Below are 21,855 nucleotides of genomic sequence, written 5' to 3'. Positions count from 1 at the left end.
TTTTCCGTGCAAATTGGTGTGAAGTTCACTATACTCGCGGTCTTTTAAATTTCGCCCAGTGAGACGTTATGAACAAGAATTTTATCACCTCGCAATCGTTACTTCAGGACTCCTTTCGCTTGGCCGCTAAGGTATATGAAGACGGCTTCCGTCCAGACTTCATCATAGGAATTTGGCGAGGTGGCGCACCAATAGGTATTGCAGTGCAGGAATTCTTTGAGTTCAAAGACACTTCTACCGACCACATAGCGGTGCGCACATCGTCTTATTACGGTATTAATCAGCAATCAAAAGAGATCCGTGTGCACGGGTTACATTATCTGGTAGAAAACGCTAATGCTGGCGATAAACTTTTGATAGTTGACGATGTTTTTGACTCTGGTCGCAGCGTAGATGCGCTAATTAAGCAAATTAACAAGCTTATGCGTTTAAATATGCCGAAAGATATTCGTATAGCGTGCCCTTGGTACAAACCGCAAAATAACACCACAGATATCGTACCAGACTATTACGTTAACGAAAGTGACGAATGGTTGGTATTTCCTCATGAAATTGCAGGTTTGTCTGAAGAAGAAATTCGCGCTGGGAAAGGCGAGTTGGCAGAAGTTATGGATATTCTTTTCGATAAGTAATAGTGCTATTTGCGGTGTGATTTGGTGTTGTTCAACATATGCAAAATAATTACGTTCAAGATAATTACGTTCAAGATAATTACGCTCAAGATAATTACGCTCAAGATAAGCACGTTCAACATAACTAAGCATTAACCCCGCTAACCACGAAAGGGCCGCTGTGTAAGCTTACTTAAGCTAATTTATACACCTCGGCTTTTTGTTTGCTGTTAGTCATCTAAATTAGCGCGGTTCTCATCACTTGCTACCGGAAGCGTTAGTGTAAAGGTAGTGCCTACGTTCACCTCGCTATCTACCTCTATTTTACCGCCCATAGAGTCGATAATAGAAAAAGAGATATAAAGGCCGAGTCCTGTGCCTTTACCGGTTGGTTTAGTGGTATAGAAGGGGTCGAAAAGCTTCTCTAAATCGCTTTTTTCAATGCCGCTGCCCGTGTCCTTAACTTTCACAATAACATGTGAGCCATTGCTCTGGGCATCACAATACGACCGCACCGTGAGTTTACCTCCTTCATCCATAGCCTGGGCCGCATTAACGAATAAGTTAACTAAAACCTGATTGATTTTACCGGTTTTGCCCTGAATGAGAGGAACGTCTGCCAAGTCTGTCTCAATAGTGACCTTGTGTTTCATTTCACTGTTAACAAGGCGTAACCCATTGGTGATACAGTGGTTTATATTAACAGTGTCATCATCCGAAACATCAGAGCTATGAGAAAACGCACGCAGGCTGGTTATAATCTCGGTGACGCGATTGAGCCCTTCAGCCGACTCTTCGCAAATATCAGCAATTTCATCAACAATGGGGCCAATTTTATTCCCGCTAACCCATTGCTTTGCTTTATCAGCAATGTGGGCCCGTTGTTCGTCATCCTTAGCCATTGCGAGTTCGGCAACTATCTCTTGCATGTTAGTGAGCGAGGGCAATACCTCTTTAATGAACATCATGTTGCTATTAACAAACGCAATGGGATTATTAATTTCATGTGCTACGCCCGCTGCCAGAAGGCCGAGAGAGGCCATTTTCTCTGAAGAAATAAGGCTTTTCTCTACCTGAGCTTTTTCTTCTTTTAGCTTAATTGTTTCCAAAGCCATTAATTTGGCCTGAACACTCATCGACATTTGTTGCGTAAAAGTGCGGTAGCGGTTTGCCATGTCAACGTACTCTTGGGTGTAGAACCCCAGCGTTTGATGACCAAACACCATTACAGCCTGTTGATGATGCACTCTGAAAGGGCAGTACAGAGCAGATGTGATTGGCGCTTCTAGTAGGGGCAGGTGCGCTTGCCATGTAGGCTGAAGCTTAATGTTGAAAAGGGCAACCGGTGAACTTTTTATTGCCCTAGACAGTGTATCATCAACGTCCCAAAGGGTGTCTATAAGCTGCGTGTGGGTGCTATTTGTACAGCGCATTTTCCCTTTGCTATCGTTTTCCAAAACAAAGCAGACGTCGTAGCTGTACAAATTGCGAAAAATACCAAACATTTTGGTGTACAGCTCTTGCTCGTTTCTTGCAGTGAGAAGCGCTCGGGTACCCGCTAATAAGGCATCGCTTTCTTTTTTATGTGCCTCTGCTTGCTCTTTTAGTCGATAGACAAGGGCTAAGTCTTCGAGAACGTTTTCGTAATCCTTACTCATTAAGAAAAACTACCATTTAGAAAAAACTACTGCTGATATCATCAAGTTGCCATGCCTGTTTGTACCGTCTAAAAATCGTCCCTGCTCACCAAAGGTATAGGTACCGCAAATGGGTAAATGCCCAAAGGTCTTCTGTAGTGACTCGAGCATAGGGTGTATTTCGTCACCTACAGTTAGGCGACAGCCAGCACAATATACTAGTAGAACACCTGCCGGCTCTCTATCATCCGGTAGAAGCATTATCGCATTGTTGATCACGCGTTCAGCACGGGCGGTTAAACTGGCAATGCTGCCTTCCATTAGAACCAGTTCTTCGCCTTCGGTCACCTTTGAAAATACATTCAGACCACCGTCTTCACATACTTGATCTGGGTGACACAGCAGGTAATTCAATGCGCCATTTTCTAATTGAACCGGCCGACCTAATGGTGCTGTAGAGGTAAGTCCAAGTATTTGACCTCCAGACAGTTGGTTTTTAATAAGCCCGTTTGTGGCCTCGTTATAGGCTACACTCGCAGCAGTTCCATTGAGTTCTAATATGTGTCTGTTATTCGCTTTTGTGGCAATAAACTCGGTATTGGTGGGCTTGTATCCAGAGCTATAGCTTAGTCCTAGCGGGGACGAAGGATACATTACAGCCACTGCAACGCAATTTGCACCGCTGTGCTGTTGGGTGCAAATAAACCAATTGCCTTCTACTGTATTATCGGCCGCTGACCCGCCAAAGATGGGCACCTGCTCACCAACAACGCTGGTAAATCCATTTAAGATATCCTCTTCTTCACCGGGCGGTAATGCACACCATATAAGCGATGGACTTTCAAAAGGCCTGCCTGCATTTTTAAGCGCACTTTCAAGGGCACTGGCGCCGGCGTCAAAAGCACTGACTTCTGAGCAATCAGCGCTTCCAACACCAAACGCGCCATCTTCATCAGTGATGGATAACACAGAAAGCCCAGCATCGGCTTTGGCATGGACGTCATTACATATTAAGCTACCAAGACAAGACGAAGCGATTAAAAACGGGACTTTTGTCTCGGCGAGAGAGGCGGCAATCACTGCTGGATTGTGATGTGCATTCGTATAGGCAACCAGCAACGAGGCATTTTTGTCGTCACGGATTGAACGAGTGACCTCGTCAGCGGCTAAAGAGGTCTCTCTTTGATCAGATGAATAGGTTTGTATTTGCATAGGGTATATCTACATAACAACCAGAACTAATTTTGATAGCTCTAGTGTAGAAGAAAATAAGTTAAACACTTATTAACAATTAGTTATAAATATCAATTTGTTTTTAGCACTCTGGCCTACCGATTTGTACTGAAAGGCTCAGAGGTAGTGAATAAAGGGTTGATATTGAGGTTCAGCCAAAGCTTGCTGAATAGCGAAGGCAGAAGTCAGAGTGCAATAGCAATTGTTTTGAGACTTTAGCGGCGCAATTACATTTATACGAGAACATCTAACAAGGCGATGTTAAGTTATTTATTGTCGAGATAGAACTTATCGTGGAACGTATAGACCCATGTCGGCTGATAAATTACAAGCAGTGTTATGGCCATACCGTTTAAAAGAGCCTCTGGAAACACCAGTAGGGGAATAAGAACGATGTAATTCGAGAAAATAATATCCCATGTATACACACCTTCAATAAAATAATACCCACCTAATGTGAATGTTTTTAACGCAATGCCGATTGCGGCAGGGAAAAATGCGCACACGAAAATATAAACGAAAAGCTGTCGTGGTATGCGATGGAAAGAGAGCATAAAGAAAAAATACGTTACCGCGATAGGAAGCACATTGCCAAGTAGCCCGCTAATGCCAATGCTCTGCCAGCTGCCGTAACCAATAAAATGCGCCCCTATAAGCGCGATAAAGGATGAAATAACGGCGTAGCGAAAGCCTAACATCAATGTGAGTACAGAGAGGCCCAGAAAGTGTACGTCTAATCCCTCGAATATACCGGCTTTTAGCAGCCAAAGTACAAAGAGCGCCGCGGCAGTGCCAAACACCAAATGTTGTTGATGTTTGGTTTTCGCAAAGTGACCAAGATCTACTGTTTTAAGCGATGTTAAAACGAACAGCCCGTAAACCACTAGACCTAAGGTTTGCAATGTACTCACTGTTTCTCCTACGTTTTCACTCGACTACGCCGCTCGCGTTGTACGTCGATACTGCTATGTTATTTATAGGTTGCCCAAATAGGCGCATGGTCAGAGGGCTTTTCTATGCCTCTTAACTCGTAATCAATGCCCGCATCGCTTAATTTACTGTGTAGCGATGGCGTGGCAAGTATTAAGTCAATTCTTAAACCACGGTTGTCGTTGAAGCCTTTAGAGCGATAGTCGAACCACGAAAATTCATCACTTTTTTCTGGATTAAGAGAGCGATAGCTATCTTCAAATCCCCAATCTAAAAGCGTGTTTAGCCACTCTCTTTCTTCAGGCAAAAAGCTACATTTGCCGGTGCGTAACCAGCGCTTTTTGTTTTCTTCGCCTATGCCGATGTCTAAATCGGTGTGGGAAATATTTACATCACCCATAACAATCACGTTTTCATCTGGCGTGTGACTTTGATTTAAATACGACATAAGGTCTTGATAAAACTTTCGCTTGGCAGGGTATTTTGTTTCGTGCTTTTGATTTTCGCCCTGTGGAAAATATCCATTCAGGATGGTTACGGGCTCACCATTATCATTTGTCGTTTTAAGTATGATCATTCGACGCTGTGCATCTTCGTCGTCGGTAGGAAAACCCATCTCAACAGAGGTTGGCGCTTTTTTAGCTAAAAATGCTACGCCGTAGTGGCTTTTTTGACCGTGAAAAAAGACGTGGTAACCCATCTCTTCCACCGCTTTAACCGGGAACTGTTCATTGTGCACTTTGATTTCTTGCAGGCCAATGACGTCAGGCTGGTGAGTGTCTATAAGGGCTTGAAGCTGATGAAGACGGGCACGGATACCATTAATATTAAACGAGACTACTTTCATAAAATGTTTTTATTCAGATTTAACAATAGCGTTATGATATCAGAAACTGCTGCCAGAACTCACAAACGAAGTTGTTTCGCACAATTATGCAGCCAGACGGTTGTTGCTAAATCTCTTTCCTGCGCTTATTCATTACTGACGTGAATAATATCTTATAAAAACACCTGGAATAATTAAGATAATTTATACGTTTGCTATTGAACTTCTGCTTTTTGACTGCAATGCGCTTGACCCAGCTCAATCAATAACGAAAACCATGCGTTGGCATCATCAACGATAGTGTCGATACCTACTTGTGAGTTGAGCCCAAGCTGCGGGAGCTTATCTTCAACTTCTTTTTTGAAAGACACCCATGCTTTCGCGCAATCAGCCATAGTGGCGTAATACGAGGTAGGAATATTTTCATCATGCTTCGCCAATCGTCTGAGAATGATATTCGCGCCCATAGAAGAACCAAGCCAAACGTAGGAAGCTGCTATTGCGGCTGACTTCGTGTTTGTAAATGTAAGTTTAGAAGCGTGCTGCAATGTATCAGATTGATTTGCAGATGGGTTTTTGCCATCGCAGTTGGCTGCTTTACTAATATCGTGGGTGTCTCTCTTTAATGAATTGGCCACCTTTTTCGTGTTTAACATATCAAAAATTGGCGTTAGCGTGGGTGTCTCGCTAACGGTGGCTGAAACATGCTGTGCCGTAATGCGATGAAAAATGGTCATTACGCTGAGTACACTTGCGTAGGTATTGATGTTGAAATTAGACAAGCTGTGAAAAAGAGAGAATGGAGCAGTGTTTTCTAACTGAGTGTGTTTATCGTGGGTGTCTTGCTTAAGCGCCAAAAATAAATCGTGCATATATCTCGTCTTCGTTCTTTTGATGGTAGTGAAGAGATGCTTTCGTATACTTTTTGGCGGTCGACGCGCTAAAAATCACGTAAATCATATCTATGCCAATGGTATCACGAGGAAAGCAAAGCTGCACTTTGGTGTTAATGAGAATAGCCATTGCACACTTAAATGGTGCAGGTATACTTCCCCGAAATTTTTAGACGAGAATTAATGTGTTTCCAGAAACCGTAAGTGAAAAACTATCTGACGCTGTGATTGAGCAAGCAATGAAACTTTCAGCAGAAGAAAGACAAATGCTTGTTATTAGCTATGTAGTCAAAGCGAAAGAAGTGTGTTTAGTACAAGGTACAGAGGGCTTTGTAATGCTAGAAGATGATGGTGTCATTCGGCTACCTATCTTTCCACATGCAGACCTTGCCACAGCATTTGTTACAACAAATGGTTTAGATGGTACAAGCGTTAGCACACCCCTCGATGAATTTATTTCGACCTGGCTCCCTGGCTTAGAAAAAAATGGTGTGGAATTAGTGATGTTTCCCACTCAAAGCGATGTAGAGAATTTAGTAATGACAGCGCCTGAGTTGGCTGAAGAGTTAAACGCACTTTTATAGCGTTTAATCTTAGAAGATACTTTAGTAAATGGCTTATGTTGGAGAGAGTTAATGACGAAAACGCATTCTGAGCTTCTTCCACTCGCCCTTACGCTTTCACGTGCAAAAAGTTGGGAAGACTTTACTCGCACCTTGATGCTTGCTGGTAAAGCGCTGCCAGCAATGCCGCCGCAGTTAAAACAGGATGCAACATCGGTAAAGGGGTGCGAGAGCCCGGTATGGCTAGCTTATGTTGAAACCACAAGTGAAAACGGCGCTCGGTTTTTTGCATTTTCTCCCAGTAAAGTGATTCGTGGTGTGCTTGCGGTGTTGCTCGAAAAGGCAAATAGTATGGAGCAAGCTCAGCGTAGAGATTTTGACTTCGATACTTATCTAGAGGCATGCCAACTTCAGCGCTATATGAGCGAATCTAGAGGAAACGGAATAAAAGCCGTTGTCGAAAAGCTGAAAGCCTATTAAGCAAAACGAGTATGAAATAGCGTTACGACTTTTGCTAACTCCACTAGGCTTGTTTTAACCTGTTCTTTCCAGATGCCCTAGATAAGCCAGCCGCTTTAATTCGAATATGGGTTAGGGCTATTTATTTGTTTGCTTATTTTTTTCTTCAATCCATTGCGACATGTACTTTGTCGCATTGAGACTTTGATGCCACATTAACCCCTGCAAAAATAGTGATTTGCGATGATTTTCTAACTCATTACAGAGGCAAGCTATCTGGCTTGGTAACGTTATCGTGGGTGTCTTTGTAATATAGTGTTTGAGTAGAGCTTGTGCTTTTTGGCTTTCCACTTGCCACGCTTTTTCATCTTGGTAGAGCAGAATAGCTTTGTGGGCGATATCGTCTATCGTGCTTTGCACATTGCTTTTTATCTTCCCGTTTATTCCCTCGCCGTTGTCAGCATGAGTGCTAGTGGCTGAGACAATGGGCAAGCACAGGGCACCTGGCCATGTTGGTGTATTTTTATCTTTAAGATTTTTTGTACCTATTTTGCTCTCTGTATCTAATATGCCTTCTGCACCGACCCAGGTTGTAACACTTGGGGTACCTGCTTTCATGGCGTCTAATAATTTTCCTTTAATGCCTGCTCCAAATCGAATGGGCGCTAATAAAACTTTAGCGCTAGACATGACTTCATCAGCGCTTTCAGCCCATCCTTTGACTAAAAAACCTTGGCTAAGGTTGTGTAATTGAGATGCTTTTTTGGGTAGATATGCGCCATAAATGTGAAGCTCTGCGCGAGGAAGCTTTTTGCGAATGGCTGGCCAAATATGCTGCTTTAATTGCAGCACTGCATCCCAATTGGGGGCATGGCGAAAATTGCCAATATGCACAAAATGCTGACGACTAGCAAAGCCTGCGGGTTGTTCGTCATAATTTTCAACAATAAGAGGGTGCAGCCGAAGTTGCTTGCTGGGCACACGATAATGGTTTTCAAGTAAGTTTTTTTCGAACTCAGAAATAATTAGCGTAAGATCTGAACGCAATATGGCCGCAACTTCACGCTGTGCCAGTTCTGTGTTTAGGTTTCCGTTAGCAGCATTGCCGGTATTTTTTACAGCGTCGTGTCGCGCTTGTCGCAAACTGTGCAGGTCTTCTGTATTTAATATTCTAAGCGCATTAGGACACATCTCTTTTACTCGCCAAGAGAACTGCTCTTCTGTCATATATCGGTCGAATATAACCACGTCTGGTTTGAGTTCACTAATGCGGGTGTTAAACGAACTGCAGTTTAGTGCAATGGCTTCGCTGTTAACCCCAAGTGCCGCTAAATCTGCTTTGTGCACGCTGTCTGTGGCGGCAGTAAGAAACGTTACTTTATTACCGGCTTGTCGATTTTGCTTAATTATTGAAAGCATATTTTGACCTGCGGCAGACGAGTTAGGCTCAGGCCACACATAGCCGATAATAACGACGTTTAACATAGAATGATTTTATCCAACGATTTAAAAGCCGAGATAATATCAAACTACAATCGATGAATATATTTTTGCTGCCGAATTGTATTTATTCACACTTTTTAACATTTCTGATTATTAAACAGGAATAAATTGCACGGATGTAAAAGCAATTCAAATAAGACAACGTTATACTACGCCATGCCCTAGTTACTAGTTAACAGATAAGTATGTGAAAGGTATCCACATATTTTGCATTTCGCGTTTATTTAAGTTGGTATGGTATTTTTAAGTTGTTGAAAGTAGTAAAAATTATACTTTTTGCTTATACGACATTGGTTGACCATTGAGACAAAAGCGCCTATACCTTTAGAAGTAAGAGAGAAGGACGACTCGAACAACACCGACATAGCTGCATTGGAGTGAGTGCACAGATGAATTTAGATGAATTAGTTTCGAAAGCCGAAGACTTATTCGTATTGCCAGATTCCGTATTACGGCTAAAGCGCTGTATGGATGATGAATCGTCAAGCATTGAAGACATAGGCGAAATTATCGCTTTTGACCCATCGTTAGCGGCACAACTGTTGCGCGTTGCCAATTCTGCGTTATATCGCTTCCCAAATAGAATAGAAACCATTACCAAGGCTATTCAAGTTGTTGGTACGCGTTCAACCTACGATCTAGCGCTAGCGTATGGTGTTAGCCAAGCATTTAGCAAAGTTGATGCTCAAATTATTGATTTAGATAAATTTTGGGAGCATAGCGTGTCTTGCGGGCTTCTTGCTAAATATTTCGCAGATATGAGAAACACCAAAGAGCCGGAGCGCTTTTTTGTCGCTGGCTTGTTGCATAATATCGGCGAGTTGGTGGTAGTGTCTACGTTGCCCGAAGCTGCACAGCGGTGCTTGAATTTTAGTGAGCAAGTTACGCCTGCAGAACTTCAGTTTGGTGTATTAGGCTACACCTACAGTCAGGTGTCAGCGCGGCTCATCCAAAAGTGGGGGATCCCAGAAACAATTGCTACCCCTATTGCAAATATTCATAACATCCAAGATGACACATCGACAGACAACGATCGGATTTTGCAGCTTTCCTATGTGCTGTCGCTAGACAATGTAAACCCCGAAATATACCCAAGTTACCATAACTTGAAGCCAGAGTTACATGAGCAACTATCGCTCAACAAGGATGATTTGGAAGATGCATTGGATATAACCAATCTGCAGTGTATTTCAGTTATATCCCTATTTAATCCCAACGCTTTCATGCTTTATTGAAGCTTCGAAGCGTTGCAATAAACCGCGCAACTAGTCGAAAACTGCCACGGTTTGTCGGCTAATTGCGATAACTTCGTTGTCTTTATCCCAAATTGTTGCCTCGGTATGGCCATAGCCATCAGCCGCATGTCTGGTATGCGCTTTGTAAGCGAACCAATCTTCAGGCGAAACTGGCTTATGCGGATGAATAAACTCTAAGTTCCAGCTCACTGTGCTCGCAGGCGCAGGCAGCTTCATCATTTGAAGTAAGGTGGGCGGCCAGGCATCTATCATGGTGATAATGTGTGCGTCGGTTATTTGCGCTGGTGGTTGCTTAAACCTCATAAATCCGTTGTAAATACTGGTTTTCTTACGGGTAAATGGAATACCGCCGTCTTCAATAGCAAGGTCGAAATAGCGCAAAAATTTGGGCGTAATCTTTGGAATCTGCGGAATAAACTTGGCTTTGTTTGGCGCTGGCATATCGTGGGTGTCTTTGTTCTCAACTTGAATAGCTGACTTTCGGCCCATCCCGAAACACGCTTGAGAGAAAACGCAGCTTTTACCGTCTTGAATAGCGTGAGCGGTGAATTGAGATACATTTTTACCCACTCGCAATAGCGTGACTTCAATAGAAAAAGGAGTATCGAGCATGAGCGGGCCAACAAAGTTGGTAGTGAAAGAGCGTAATACTCTTTCATCGTTAATTTGTTGTTTAACCGCGGTGTAGAGCATACCTGCAGAAATTCCGCCAAAGGCAGTTCTGCCTTGCCCCCAGGTTTTCGGTATAACAAGCCCGTCAATTTTCCACGTGTTGTCGGAGGTTTGTTCAAGTGGTTCGATATTCAACAGTTCATCTACTGTCATAACTGCCTGTCTGGTCTGATGAGTATATGTGTAAATATCCTACCTCAAGCGATAGGGAACAAAAAGCCTGACTTACAAATTTTCGTTATGTTTACAAATAAGTAACAATTACTTGCCAAATAATTTACCTCATGCGTAGACTGCACTATCTTCATTTAAAAGGACTGTTATGGCCCACACAAGCGTTGAAGGTATACCAGCTGACCAAGCGGGTGCATCTAAAGGTTATCGAAACTACGTACTGTTTATTCTCACACTGGTTTATGCATTTAATTTCATCGATCGTCAGATCATAGGCATTCTTTCACCTTTCATCAAAGCCGATTTGGGGCTAGACGATGCTCAGTTAGGCTGGCTGAAAGGCATTTATTTCGCGCTTCTCTATACGGTAATGGGGATCCCAATTGCATGGCTTGCCGATAGGTATAATAGGGTAAATATAATCGCCATCTCACTAACGCTTTGGAGCGGCTTTACAGCGGCATCCGGTTTGGCAAGCAACTATTTTCAGCTGGCAGTGGCACGTATTGGCGTGGGTATTGGCGAGGCAGGCGGAAGCCCGCCATCACACAGTATAATTTCAGACTTGTTTCCCAAAGAAAAAAGAGCCGGCGCGTTGGCGATTTACTCCTTGGGCATACCATTTGGCATCATGCTCGCATTTTTTGCATCAGCGTTCTTTTTACAGGGCGGTTCAGCAGATTGGCGTACGGTTATGTATAGCGTGGGTATTCCAGGAGTTTTACTTGCGCTTGTTTTGAAATTTACCGTGAAGGAGCCCTCTCGCTCAGTTACTGCGCCCTCACAGGTAAATGATGTGAACAAACCAAGCGTTAAGAAATCGCTGAAGCAGCTTCTAAAAATACCTACATGGTGGGGTATGGCACTGGGTATTTCGTTTGGTTCATTTGGCAACTATGCCATTTCTACCTGGATCATTGATTACTATGTGCGTGCCTTTGCCGGGCTAGATATCACCCAACTTTTAATTGTGTTTGGCATCATCAACGGCACAGCCTACGCTCTTGGTGTGTGGCTTGGTGGCTATATTGCCGATAGATGGGGTAAGCAGAATAAAAAAGCGTATGCGCTACTGCCAGCGATTATGCTGATTATTGGTGTTCCCGCATTTTATGTTTCACTACAGGTTCAAGACCTATGGCTTTCGGTAGGGCTAATAGCGCTACTGTTGTTTACTAGTGGCTCTTACTTAGGTCCAAGTTTTGCAATGGCACAGACACTCGCGCCGATAAATGTTCGAGCTATGTCAACAGCGCTATTCTTCTTTGTGCTCAACATTATTGCACTTGGTGGCGGTCCTACTTTAACAGGAATAATCAGTCAGTCTCTCGTGCCTTCTTTAGGGGAAACTGAAGCATTAAGACAGGCTCTTATCTATCTTGTTGTTCCATATGCACTGTCGATAGGCGTATTTTTATGGACCAGTACTAAAATAGTGAAAGACTGGGAAATGGCAGAATCGAGGGGGTTATAGTACTATAAAACTATACTCACTAAGGGGCTGATTTTTAGCCCCTTTTCTTTTTCTTTAGGTTCAGGAGTGACATGGTGTCTTCTGCAGAATTAAGTTTTCATTTCGCCCACGCTAATGGGTTTCCCGCTGGGAGTTATAATACCCTTTTTTCTGCATTGCCTAGCAGTTTTAACCGCTTGCATGTGGAACGCTTTGGCCATGACCCAAAGATGCCGGTGAATGGAAACTGGCGCAATCAAGTTCAAGAGTTGATAAAGCATATTAAAGCTGAAAATAAAGATGACCGGGGGGTATTTGCCGTTGGGCATTCTTTTGGGGCTGTTATTTCCTATATGGCTGCGTGCGAAGAGCCAGAGCTATTTAGAGGTTTAATTCTTTTCGATCCTCCTTTAGTTGTTGGCCCAATGAGTCACTTTTTCAGAGTAGCTAAATTTACCCCTCTTATTAATAAGCTCACACCAGCCAAATTAGCGCAAACCCGAAATACGCGCTGGCCAGCCTCAACAGACATGGTGTCTTATTTTCATGGTAAGGCATTGTTCAGAGATATGGATAAGCGGTGCGTGAGAGACTATGTTAATGCGGTAACAACTAAAAATGCAGACAGCATTTCACTCACATTTAAAGCTGATGTAGAAGCCGCATTATTTAGAAACGTTCCACACAATTTAGGTAAATATAAAGGGAAACTTCGATGCCCTGCTATTTTAGTAACAGGGAAGAAAAGTAAAGTATGCCGACCTGAGATGTATGAACGTTTAATGCGGCATAACGCTATAGAGCACACAGAAATGGAGGGGGGGCACATGTTCCCGCTAGAGCATCCCGAAGCGGTAGCAAAATTTATTGCTACCACTTTACGGGAGTGGAACTGTTAAAAACGTTACAGACTTAGGTTAATATGAACCTGTGTGCTGGCCAAGCATTTCGCGTGTTACCAGCACCACACCCTTCTCCGATACTCGGAAACCTCTGGCTCTGTCTTCATCGTGGTCGTAACCAATCACCGTGCCCTCAGGGATAACGCATCCCCGGTCTATGATAACCTTCTTGAGCTTACAGCCGCGCATAATTTCAACGCCGGGCAAAATAACGGCATCTTCAATAAGCCCATAGGAATGAACGCGCACGTTAGAGAAACAAATAGAGTTTCTTAAGGTAGACCCTGAAATAATACAGCCACCAGACACAACCGAGTTAATGGCTTCACCACGTCTATCATCATCTTCCCAGACAAACTTTGCTGGCGGCAACTGCTCTTGGTACGTCCAAATAGGCCACTTTTTGTCATACAAATTAAGCTGTGGCACGGGTGCAACCATTTCCATGTTGGCATCCCAGAACGAATCAAGCGTGCCCACGTCTCGCCAGTAGGCATTATTCCCATCTGTTGCTTCGTATGGAAAGGCTTGAACTTTGTGTTCTTCAATAATGGCGGGAATAATGTCTTTACCAAAGTCTCGTTGAGAGCCCATGTTTTCAGAGTCTACTCGAAGTTGTTCGAATAAGAACTCTGTATCGAATACATAATTCCCCATCGACGCTAAGCAGTGTGTTTCGTCATGCGGCAGAGGTGTAGGGTGCTCTGGCTTCTCTTCAAAACCAATAATTCGGTAAGACTCATCTACTGACATGACACCGAAGGCACCGGCTGCCTCTTCAACTGGAACTGCCATGCAGGACACCGTCATTTTCGCACCTGATTCAACGTGTTTCGCCAGCATATCACCGTAGTCCATGCGATAAATATGGTCACCGGATAAAATCATTACGTATTTTGGTATTTCGTCTCGAATGATGTCGATATTTTGAAAAACCGCGTCTGCGGTGCCTTCATACCAGTTGTCTGAAAAACGTTGAGAGGCTGGCAAGATCTCAACAGACTCACCTAATTCTCTCTTAAAGTGGCCCCAGCCACGAACAAGGTGTCGAATAAGCGAGTGTGATTTGTATTGGGTAACAACACCGATGCGTTTGATACCTGAATTAACACAGTTTGACAGTGGGAAATCGATGATTCGAAATTTTCCGCCAAAGTAGAGTGCGGGTTTTGCTCGCCAGGCTGTGAGCTCGTGGAGTCTTGAGCCTTTACCACCTGCTAGTATTAACGCATAGGTATCGCGAGTAAGGTTGCTTATGTAACGAGAACTCCGATCAGTCATTCTTTAAAAACTCCTGTTAATAAGTGGTGCCGCTTGTTATGCAATTTGAAGAACTTGAATAATTTTAGCTATATGCGTTTCGTTGATGCTCTTTGTCGTTTCGAGTGAAGAATCTTTGAATACTAGTTTCATCTTACAGAACCCCTATAAAAATAATAGGTGCTGTTTGTTACTTTACGTCACTTTTTATTAACTTTAATGATATTTATGACATTAAGTGATTTGATGGCTGTATGGCGTTTAAGCAAAATGTTTTAAGCAAGACACCCATTCTAGGTGCTTTGTCGAGATGTTTTATAGAGACACCCAAGCTTAGAACGGCACAAGGTGCTTTATCTAGACGCTTTATCTAGACATCCATGCTTACTAAGCTGCAACTCACTGTCGATACCAAGCGAAATCAGTTTCTTGCAAAAGAGCATGAGTGTCTTTGTATTTTTTAGGTTTATATAAATCCGTTTATTGAGTTCTTTTCATTATAAATAAGAAAAATGGACGATGACTTTTGTTAATTAAATGTTATATTTTATCTGGGTAAACAAGCTGGAGTAAAACATGGGTGTGTTGAAGAAACTATTCTTTACTGTGAGTACATTAATCGTTATTGGCATCGTCGCTAGTTTTTTTATGCCTCAAAACTACACAGTAGAGAGAAGTATAATCATTGACGCAGAAACATCAGATGTTTATCCATATGTTGTCAATTTAAAGCAATGGGAGAAGTGGGGAGTGTGGTTCAAGCGTGACCCAGATATTGAGCTTTCCTATGAAGGTCCAGACCGTGCTATTGGAATGCGGCTAGAGTGGAAGAGCGAAACGCAAGGAAATGGTGAGATGGAAATTACCTTATTAGAACATAACAGTAAAGTTGGCTATTCTCTGTTCTTTCCAGAGCTTGATATGGGCTCTGATGGCGTAGTCGAAATCGAAGCTGTTGACGAAGGAAGCCGGGTAACCTGGCGCGATAAGGGAACAGTAGATAACAATCCAGTCAATAAATTTTTTATTCTCTTTATAGACGGTATTATCGGTCCTGATTTTGCGCTTGGTTTAGAAAACTTGAAAACAGTTGTTGAAAACAACGCTTAACTTACTTGATAACTCTCTATTTATTTTCTGATTATTTATAACTTGTTGATATTGAGATGATCCTTGGGGTACATCACCCGTAAAAACGACAAATAAAAAAATAGACAACCTGCCATGGTTCAAAAAAAACACCGTCTAGTTTCCGGCCTGTCTTTTAATAAGCTGGCTGATTTACTTATTTCAGCTAAAACTACGTTGCCTGCCTTGTTAATTGTTATTGGAGCCCCTGCTTGGATGGTTGGGTGGCTAGTGCCCATACGTGAGTCTGGCGCATTACTGCCTCAAGTCCTAATAAGCCTTTATCTTAGAAACAATGCCGCGAGGTATAAAGTATGGCGGATAGGTATCTGCGTTCAAATCGCATCGGTAGTTGGGATAATTTGTTCTGCGTTAATGCTTGAGGCGTTTTTTGCAGGGTGGGGGATTTTGGCATTTTTAGTTTTACTCAGTTTAGGGCGATCGGCATGTTCATTAACCGTCAAAGATATAGAAGCCGATGTAGTTCCCAAAGGTGAACGAGGCAACCTTGTGGGAATGGCGTCTACTATATCTGGCGTTATGACCTTACTCGTTGCCGTTCCGTTATTGCTTTTAGATGGCACGTTTAAAGACAACGCTTTGTTCGGTGTTCTGTTTTGTGCAGCGTTTTCTTTTATCCTCACGCTTTTTTGTATGTTCAGCTTGAAGACAAAAGTAGAGGATAATTCGAATGGAAGCGGAAATGTATTCTCTATTAAATTTGATAAAACAGTATACAAATTTGTCTTAGTTAGAGGCCTCTTTGTGCATTCAGCTCTGGTTGCCCCGTATTTTATGCTAGAGAACGGGGAAAATGCTCAAAAGCTGTTGCCCGTCTATATTGCGGCACAAGCGCTAGCTTCAATGTGTTCTTCTTTATTATGGGGGAAGGTGGCAGATTACAGCGCGAAGGTAACGCTACAAATTGCCGGTATCCTTACTATTTTATCTTGCATTGGGTTATTGGTAATTCCCAGTGAGTCGCTTCTTGTTTCTGCAACCCTTTTCTTTGTGTTATCAATTGCTCACGCTGGTGTGAGAACCGGCAGGAAAACTTACAGTCTCGATGTGAAAGAGGGGCAGGAGCGTACTGAACTCGTAGGTTTTTCAAACACTGCCATCGGGGGGATATTATTGGGATTTGGTGCGTTGTACGCTAGTCTCAGCCCTTTTTTATCATTTTCTGTTGTGTATATTATGACGGCAATGATGATTGTTGCCACTATTTCAACGCTGATATTGCCAAAGGAGAAGTAACTAAACTGCGGTATCAAAAAGCATCTTTGCCGGTGTCATTCCCACCATTCGTTTTCTCTTCGTGCTCTTTTTAAAACGAAGCATGCTTTCAGATGAGCCGATAACAAAAGAAAAGGACGTTTCGATAGTTTTACATGCCGTATCCCAGGTGTCTGCTCTAAAGCCCATTTGTTCAGGTAGACCAGAGTGGCATAGAGAGGCCTTTTTGTGTGTAGTGTCTGAGCTAGTGATAAATTCCATGTTTCTTTTAAGCAAGCTTAGGTAACTATCGAATGAAAATGGAATTGTTTTTTCACCTTCTATTCCCTCACTTTCTTTGAATTTCACTAAGCCTTTGGTTTTCCATTGCTGTTTTTTGCCTTTGTTTAAAGCCGCTTTTAGTCGTACGAGAACACTGGTGTGACTTAAGTCATATAGACTGGTCGCTATACCTGCGCGAAATGGATTTAAATCTACGTAAGCCATACATGCTAACAATGCGCGCTCGTCGAGTAGTGCTTGTGATTTGAATCTTCCCTCCCAAAATCTACCAGTACACTCGTCTTCTTTATTTGCTTTCCTGGCGATGAACTCGTTTAAGTTTCGCATGAACCAGCTAATGCTTTGCAGCCTTTCTCTGTAGATTTTCGCAGTTGAAGCTACGGTTTTGTGTTCACTATCTGTTAATTCTATCCCCATAAGATATTTTTGTGTGAGCAAAGTACCGCGGTGCATTTTATGCCACTGTATTAACGTTTTCTTAGTATCCCATCGTCTTGCAGAATGCTGATCAACGCGCAATATTACATGAACATGGTTGCTCATCACTGCATAAGAACAAATATCGATAGCGAAAACACTCGCGAGAAATAGCAAACGTTGTTCAACCCAGTCTTTACGGTGCTCGTAACTTTCTCCTGTCGCATGGTCTACTCCACATAGGAATGACTTACGTACGCAACGAGAAATACAGTGATAAAAAGGCGTATCCGCTAGGCTTATTTGTGATTTTCGACTTTGTGGCATATAGCTGCATTTTTATAGAAAAATAGACCATTAAGCTATCACCCTCATATCTCGATTAAACCTGACACAAAGACGGTTTTTGAAACCTCTTAGCTTCGAATAGCTACAAAGACACCCACGATATCGCCGACTCAGCTTCTCCCGCTTACAAAAATAATACGATGGGTGTCTTGCCTAGAATTTCTTGCTAAGAAAGCGTTAAACGGTTCGATAAAACTCTTAAATAGCGTGGGTGTCTCGCTAAAGGTTTTTCTATAAGCCCAAGATGCTTCTAACCAAATCAAATTGACGTTTAAGTGGGTGAACTTTCTGGCAACTCATCAAAGCCTGGGATGCTTATCGCAAGTTGCCAGACATAAGATTACCGAGCTAGAAGGGCATTAGCCACTTTTGATGAGGGAACTTTATTTACAACCTCAGAGATAAATTGAGTAGCAACAAGAAGCTTCTCCATATCAATTCCAGTATTTATACCCATTCCATTAAGCATATAAAGTACATCTTCCGTTGCAACGTTGCCACTGGCGCCTCTAGCGTAAGGACACCCTCCAAGACCTGCCACGGCGGAATCTATTGTTGCGACACCATACTCCAATGCCGAGTAAAGATTTACAAGAGCTTGTCCATAAGTGTCGTGAAAATGAACAGCGAGCTGTTCGATATTCACCACACTTAAAACACTATCAAGAAGTCTTTTAGTGGCAACTGGAGTTCCAGTTCCAATAGTATCGCCGAGAGATATTTCATAGCAGCCCATATCTATAAGGCGCTTGGATACATCAGCAACTGATCTTGGCGATATCCCTCCCTCGTAAGGGCAGCCCATAACACACGATACGTATCCACGTACCTTTATGTTATGGGTATTTGCTTTTGCAATAACGGGTTCAAATTTTTTCAAACTCTCTTCTATCGAACAGTTAATGTTTTTCATTGAGAACGACTCTGACGCTGCACCGAATACAGCCACCTCCTCAACTCCTGACTCAATTGCTGCATCTAACCCCTTAATGTTTGGCGTAAGCGCAGAGTAGGTGATTGAAGGGCTCTTCTCTATACCTGAAAAGATATCGCCAGAGTCTGCCATTTGTGGCACCCATTTGGGAGAAACAAAACTTCCTGCCTCAATGCGCTTGATACCGGTCTTCGAAAGCAAGTTTATAAAGTTTATCTTCTCTTCAACGCTTACTATCGATTTTTCATTCTGTAGTCCGTCTCTTGGGCCGACTTCAACAATACTTACTACTTTAGGCATGGTCATTGTTGTATAACTCCTTATGAATCCGCATTCGTGAATTCGAGAAGTAAAGCCCCGCCATCAACCAATTCACCTGGCTCAAAATAGAAGCTATTTACCACGCCATCACTAGGTGCCGTGATGCTATGTTCCATTTTCATTGCTTCCATTACTAAAATAGGTTCACCTTTTTTAACCTGTTCTCCTGGTTTGACTAAGTGCGCCACAATGGTGCCGTTCATGGGGGCATCGAAGTTTGAATTGCCATTGTTATGATCATCGTCGCCGTGTGAAGGAGCGACAACGCTGAAGTTAATATGGGTGTCTTGGTTAAACAAACCAAACTCATCATCTTTTACCGCAAAGGTATACCGTGACTCAATACCGTTTATGTTGGCACGTAATTGATGATTATTAATCGATCCGCTCACGATGAAAGTGTTGTCTCCAACCACTACTTCCCAGGCCTCAGATGTCTCACTACCGAGTGTATGGTTTACCTTGACGTGAAACTCTTCCTCTCCAACAAGAACCGTAACCTGTTCTTTGTATGTCGAATTCGCGCGCCATGCGCCCGTAGTAAACCAAGGCGACGACTCATGCGAATGCTTACCAGAGACATCCATGCTTTTACCAAGACGACGATGAAGAATGGCTAACAACGCCATTGCGGGTAATTTTGCTTGGGTGTCTCGCTTCACTTCGGCAAAAAGTGCATCGTTGTGCTTGTCTACAAAAGTGGTAGTTAATTCAGCGGCTTGGAAAGCGGAAAAACTGGCTACGCGCTTAAGGAATTCAATATTGGTTGTAACACCGGCAATATGATAATCGCCAAGTGCATGAAGCAAGCGCTTAAGGGCGATATCACGAGACTCTCCCCATACCACAAGCTTTGCAATCATGGGGTCGTAATAAACACTCACCTCGTCGCCCTGAATAACCCCTGTATCTACTCGCACTAAACTTGACTGCTCAGGTGGCTGTAGCAAATGCAAAGTGCCGGTAGAGGGTAAAAAGTTATTGGCAGGGTCTTCAGCGTAGATACGCGCTTCGAATGAGTGTCCGTTTAGCGTGAGCTCTTGCTGAGTTTTTGGTAACGCATTTCCCTCTGCAACACTCAGTTGCCACTGAACTAAATCTTCGCCTGTTATCATTTCAGTAACGGGATGTTCTACCTGAAGGCGAGTGTTCATTTCCATGAAATAGAAGGACCCGTCTTCATCAAGTAAAAACTCGACTGTACCTGCGCCCTCATAATTAATGGCCTTCGCCGCTAATATTGCCGCCTCGCCCATACGCTCTCGTATTTCTTGCGACATGTTTGGAGCTGGGGCTTCCTCAATAATTTTTTGATGTCGGCGCTGAACCGAACAGTCGCGCTCGAAAAGATAAACGCCGTTGCCGTGGCTATCACAGAAAACCTGAATTTCAACGTGACGAGGGCGAGTGAGGTACTTTTCTACTAGCATATGGTCGTCGCCGAAGCTTGCCATAGACTCTCGTTTAGCCGCATTCAGTGCTTGAGTAAATTCACTCTCGTTCCATACCTGTCGCATACCTTTGCCGCCGCCACCTGCCGCAGCTTTCAGTAATACAGGGTAGCCCATTTCGTCGGCAGATTTTTTCAGCGTGGACTCTTGCTGATCATCACCGTGATAGCCAGGTACCAGTGGCACGCCAGCCTCTTCCATAATGCGTTTAGCCGCAGACTTAGAGCCCATAGCCTCTATTGCTGAGGCGGGAGGGCCCACAAAAATAATGTTGTTAGATTTACAGAGGTTGGCAAATTCTGCGTTTTCTGACAAGAAACCGTAGCCTGGATGAATCGCGTCTACCCCTAAGGTTTTAGCGTGCTCAATAATAAGATCGCCGCGCAAATAACTTTCCTTTGAGGGTGCAGGGCCCAGATTCACCGCCTCGTCTGCCATAGCAACATGACGAGCATTGGCGTCAGCATCAGAGTAAACCGCAACCGTTTGAATGCCTAAAAGTTTGGCTGTTTTCATTACTCTGCAGGCAATTTCGCCTCGGTTCGCTATTAAAAGTTTGTTTATCATTATTTTGTCTCCAACCAAGCCGCGCTGCGTTTTTCAAGAAAAGCGGAAAGACCCTCTTGGCCTTCTTCTGACGTTCTCACTTTTGCTATTAATTTACTGGTCTCATCGAGCATTTGAGCGTCTACTGTTTTGTGAGACACCCATTGTACTAATGCTTTTGATTGAGATACCGCTTGTGGACCGTTTTTGAGAATTTTTTCAATAATGTCATCAACGGTGCTGTCTAACTCGTCCTCGTTGACAACTTCGCTTAATAGGCCTAGGCGTCTAGCGCGGCGTGCAGAAAATACTTCAGCAGTTTGAAAATATCGTCTGCAGATCCGTGTGCCCATAGCTTCTATCACGTACGGGCTTATGGTTGCTGGTATTAGTCCGATTTTGACTTCGCTCAAGCAAAACTTGCTTAGCTTACTTCCGATGGCGATGTCGCAGCAGGCAATAAGGCCTATAGCGCCGCCAAACGCCGCGCCTTGAACTCTTGCTATAGTAGGCTTTGGAAGTGTATATAGCGTGTGAAGCATAGTAGCGAGTGCCATTGCGTCGTTGTGATTTTGCTCTTCGGTATAGCTGGCCATCTTTTTCATCCAGTTCAGATCTGCGCCGGCGCTAAAACTTTTGCCCTCGGCCTGCAAAACCACGGCACGTACTGTGTCGTTGCTACCCGCTTTCTTAAAAAGATGCTCTAGCTCTTTGATCATTTCATCATTGAAGGCGTTATGCTTTTCAGCTCTGTTCAATGTGATAACGGCGATGTTGTCATCGTTAATACGATAGGTTACTGCGTTTTCCATATGTTTAG

At 43.3% G+C, this 21,855-nt stretch carries 20 protein-coding genes; 8 read left to right on the top strand and 12 right to left on the bottom strand.

Going from position 1 to position 21,855, the window contains the following annotated elements:
• Positions 1-68: 68 nt before the first annotated feature.
• Positions 69-632, top strand: coding sequence for a phosphoribosyltransferase (locus BM528_RS06640; RefSeq protein WP_071979212.1), 564 nt, complete (start codon positions 69-71; stop codon positions 630-632).
• Positions 633-841: 209 nt separating this feature from the next.
• On the opposite strand, the gene BM528_RS06635 is transcribed toward BM528_RS06640, so the two are convergent.
• The 5 genes from BM528_RS06635 to BM528_RS06615 all read right to left on the bottom strand — a co-directional run bounded on the left by BM528_RS06635 (position 842) and on the right by BM528_RS06615 (position 6,109).
• On the bottom strand, positions 842-2,269 hold the full coding sequence (locus BM528_RS06635) for an ATP-binding protein (protein ID WP_071979211.1): 1,428 nt from the start codon (positions 2,267-2,269) through the stop codon (positions 842-844).
• Between the two features lie 9 nt (positions 2,270-2,278).
• Positions 2,279-3,460 carry an FIST signal transduction protein gene (locus BM528_RS06630; RefSeq protein WP_071979210.1) on the bottom strand — a complete coding sequence of 394 codons (1,182 nt, stop codon included), beginning with the start codon at positions 3,458-3,460 and terminating at the stop codon, positions 2,279-2,281.
• A 287-nt stretch (positions 3,461-3,747) separates the two neighbouring features.
• A complete protein-coding gene (locus BM528_RS06625; protein WP_071979209.1) occupies positions 3,748-4,392 on the bottom strand; it encodes an energy-coupling factor ABC transporter permease in 645 nt (214 codons plus the stop codon).
• A gap of 59 nt (positions 4,393-4,451) precedes the next feature.
• Positions 4,452-5,258: an exodeoxyribonuclease III gene (gene xthA / locus BM528_RS06620; RefSeq protein WP_071979208.1), complete on the bottom strand. Its 807-nt coding sequence runs from the start codon at positions 5,256-5,258 to the stop codon at positions 4,452-4,454.
• A gap of 194 nt (positions 5,259-5,452) precedes the next feature.
• Positions 5,453-6,109: a biliverdin-producing heme oxygenase gene (locus tag BM528_RS06615; protein WP_071979207.1), complete on the bottom strand. Its 657-nt coding sequence runs from the start codon at positions 6,107-6,109 to the stop codon at positions 5,453-5,455.
• A gap of 206 nt (positions 6,110-6,315) precedes the next feature.
• On the opposite strand from BM528_RS06615, the gene BM528_RS06610 reads away from it, so the two are divergent.
• Together BM528_RS06610 and BM528_RS06605 are read left to right on the top strand one after the other, a co-directional pair.
• Complete coding sequence (locus BM528_RS06610) at positions 6,316-6,714, top strand: DUF2750 domain-containing protein (protein WP_071979206.1); 399 nt, start codon at positions 6,316-6,318, stop codon at positions 6,712-6,714.
• A gap of 51 nt (positions 6,715-6,765) precedes the next feature.
• Positions 6,766-7,173, top strand: a complete 408-nt coding sequence (locus BM528_RS06605) for a SufE family protein (RefSeq protein ID WP_071979205.1) — start codon at positions 6,766-6,768, stop codon at positions 7,171-7,173.
• A gap of 117 nt (positions 7,174-7,290) precedes the next feature.
• Here BM528_RS06605 and BM528_RS06600 read toward each other — a convergent pair whose 3' ends face one another.
• Entirely contained in the window at positions 7,291-8,637 is a 1,347-nt protein-coding gene (locus BM528_RS06600) for a glycosyltransferase (RefSeq protein ID WP_071979204.1), read from the bottom strand.
• Positions 8,638-9,044: 407 nt separating this feature from the next.
• Here BM528_RS06600 and BM528_RS06595 point away from each other — a divergent pair, with 407 nt between their 5' ends.
• Complete coding sequence (locus tag BM528_RS06595; protein WP_071979203.1) at positions 9,045-9,890, top strand: HDOD domain-containing protein; 846 nt, start codon at positions 9,045-9,047, stop codon at positions 9,888-9,890.
• 30 nt (positions 9,891-9,920) lie between these two features.
• Here BM528_RS06595 and BM528_RS06590 read toward each other — a convergent pair whose 3' ends face one another.
• Entirely contained in the window at positions 9,921-10,736 is an 816-nt protein-coding gene (locus BM528_RS06590) for an acyl-CoA thioesterase (RefSeq protein WP_071979202.1), read from the bottom strand.
• 169 nt (positions 10,737-10,905) lie between these two features.
• Between BM528_RS06590 and BM528_RS06585 the strand changes: the two genes are divergently transcribed.
• Together BM528_RS06585 and BM528_RS06580 are read left to right on the top strand one after the other, a co-directional pair.
• Entirely contained in the window at positions 10,906-12,231 is a 1,326-nt protein-coding gene (locus BM528_RS06585; protein ID WP_071979201.1) for a spinster family MFS transporter, read from the top strand.
• A gap of 74 nt (positions 12,232-12,305) precedes the next feature.
• On the top strand, positions 12,306-13,109 hold the full coding sequence (locus BM528_RS06580; protein WP_083595366.1) for an alpha/beta fold hydrolase: 804 nt from the start codon (positions 12,306-12,308) through the stop codon (positions 13,107-13,109).
• A gap of 18 nt (positions 13,110-13,127) precedes the next feature.
• On the opposite strand, the gene glgC is transcribed toward BM528_RS06580, so the two are convergent.
• Positions 13,128-14,393 carry a glucose-1-phosphate adenylyltransferase gene (glgC, locus tag BM528_RS06575; protein ID WP_071979199.1) on the bottom strand — a complete coding sequence of 422 codons (1,266 nt, stop codon included), beginning with the start codon at positions 14,391-14,393 and terminating at the stop codon, positions 13,128-13,130.
• A gap of 555 nt (positions 14,394-14,948) precedes the next feature.
• Between glgC and BM528_RS06570 the strand changes: the two genes are divergently transcribed.
• Positions 14,949-15,482, top strand: coding sequence for an SRPBCC family protein (locus BM528_RS06570; RefSeq protein ID WP_071979198.1), 534 nt, complete (start codon positions 14,949-14,951; stop codon positions 15,480-15,482).
• 114 nt (positions 15,483-15,596) lie between these two features.
• Positions 15,597-16,757, top strand: coding sequence for an MFS transporter (locus tag BM528_RS06565; RefSeq protein ID WP_071979197.1), 1,161 nt, complete (start codon positions 15,597-15,599; stop codon positions 16,755-16,757).
• Here BM528_RS06565 and BM528_RS06560 read toward each other — a convergent pair whose 3' ends face one another.
• From BM528_RS06560 to BM528_RS06545, 4 genes are all read right to left on the bottom strand, one after another.
• Positions 16,758-17,762 carry a transposase gene (locus tag BM528_RS06560; RefSeq protein WP_071979196.1) on the bottom strand — a complete coding sequence of 335 codons (1,005 nt, stop codon included), beginning with the start codon at positions 17,760-17,762 and terminating at the stop codon, positions 16,758-16,760.
• A 361-nt stretch (positions 17,763-18,123) separates the two neighbouring features.
• Entirely contained in the window at positions 18,124-19,023 is a 900-nt protein-coding gene (locus BM528_RS06555; RefSeq protein ID WP_071979195.1) for a hydroxymethylglutaryl-CoA lyase, read from the bottom strand.
• A gap of 14 nt (positions 19,024-19,037) precedes the next feature.
• Positions 19,038-21,056: an acetyl/propionyl/methylcrotonyl-CoA carboxylase subunit alpha gene (locus BM528_RS06550; RefSeq protein WP_071979194.1), complete on the bottom strand. Its 2,019-nt coding sequence runs from the start codon at positions 21,054-21,056 to the stop codon at positions 19,038-19,040.
• Positions 21,056-21,847 (bottom strand): enoyl-CoA hydratase/isomerase family protein, encoded by a 792-nt coding sequence (locus BM528_RS06545; RefSeq protein ID WP_071979193.1) that lies wholly within the window; start codon positions 21,845-21,847, stop codon positions 21,056-21,058. Before BM528_RS06545 ends, BM528_RS06550 begins: the two co-directional genes overlap by 1 nt.
• Positions 21,848-21,855: the final 8 nt, after the last annotated feature.

The sequence above is a fragment of the Alteromonas sp. RW2A1 genome (assembly GCF_001886475.1).
GTDB lineage: Bacteria > Pseudomonadota > Gammaproteobacteria > Enterobacterales > Alteromonadaceae > Alteromonas > Alteromonas hispanica.
This window is presented reverse-complemented; position numbering and strand designations above follow the sequence as displayed.

Bases quoted from the DNA above. Each gene is read 5' to 3' on its own strand.
- BM528_RS06640 (WP_071979212.1), top strand. From the start codon at position 69: ATGAACAAGAATTTTATCACCTCGCAATCGTTACTTCAGGACTCCTTT.
- BM528_RS06635 (WP_071979211.1), bottom strand. From the start codon at position 2,269: ATGAGTAAGGATTACGAAAACGTTCTCGAAGACTTAGCCCTTGTCTAT.
- BM528_RS06630 (WP_071979210.1), bottom strand. From the start codon at position 3,460: ATGCAAATACAAACCTATTCATCTGATCAAAGAGAGACCTCTTTAGCC.
- xthA (WP_071979208.1), bottom strand. From the start codon at position 5,258: ATGAAAGTAGTCTCGTTTAATATTAATGGTATCCGTGCCCGTCTTCAT.
- BM528_RS06615 (WP_071979207.1), bottom strand. From the start codon at position 6,109: ATGCACGATTTATTTTTGGCGCTTAAGCAAGACACCCACGATAAACAC.
- BM528_RS06605 (WP_071979205.1), top strand. From the start codon at position 6,766: ATGACGAAAACGCATTCTGAGCTTCTTCCACTCGCCCTTACGCTTTCA.
- BM528_RS06600 (WP_071979204.1), bottom strand. From the start codon at position 8,637: ATGTTAAACGTCGTTATTATCGGCTATGTGTGGCCTGAGCCTAACTCG.
- BM528_RS06595 (WP_071979203.1), top strand. From the start codon at position 9,045: ATGAATTTAGATGAATTAGTTTCGAAAGCCGAAGACTTATTCGTATTG.
- BM528_RS06590 (WP_071979202.1), bottom strand. From the start codon at position 10,736: ATGACAGTAGATGAACTGTTGAATATCGAACCACTTGAACAAACCTCC.
- BM528_RS06585 (WP_071979201.1), top strand. From the start codon at position 10,906: ATGGCCCACACAAGCGTTGAAGGTATACCAGCTGACCAAGCGGGTGCA.
- glgC (WP_071979199.1), bottom strand. From the start codon at position 14,393: ATGACTGATCGGAGTTCTCGTTACATAAGCAACCTTACTCGCGATACC.
- BM528_RS06570 (WP_071979198.1), top strand. From the start codon at position 14,949: ATGGGTGTGTTGAAGAAACTATTCTTTACTGTGAGTACATTAATCGTT.
- BM528_RS06565 (WP_071979197.1), top strand. From the start codon at position 15,597: ATGGTTCAAAAAAAACACCGTCTAGTTTCCGGCCTGTCTTTTAATAAG.
- BM528_RS06560 (WP_071979196.1), bottom strand. From the start codon at position 17,762: ATGCCACAAAGTCGAAAATCACAAATAAGCCTAGCGGATACGCCTTTT.
- BM528_RS06555 (WP_071979195.1), bottom strand. From the start codon at position 19,023: ATGACCATGCCTAAAGTAGTAAGTATTGTTGAAGTCGGCCCAAGAGAC.
- BM528_RS06550 (WP_071979194.1), bottom strand. From the start codon at position 21,056: ATGATAAACAAACTTTTAATAGCGAACCGAGGCGAAATTGCCTGCAGA.
- BM528_RS06545 (WP_071979193.1), bottom strand. From the start codon at position 21,847: ATGGAAAACGCAGTAACCTATCGTATTAACGATGACAACATCGCCGTT.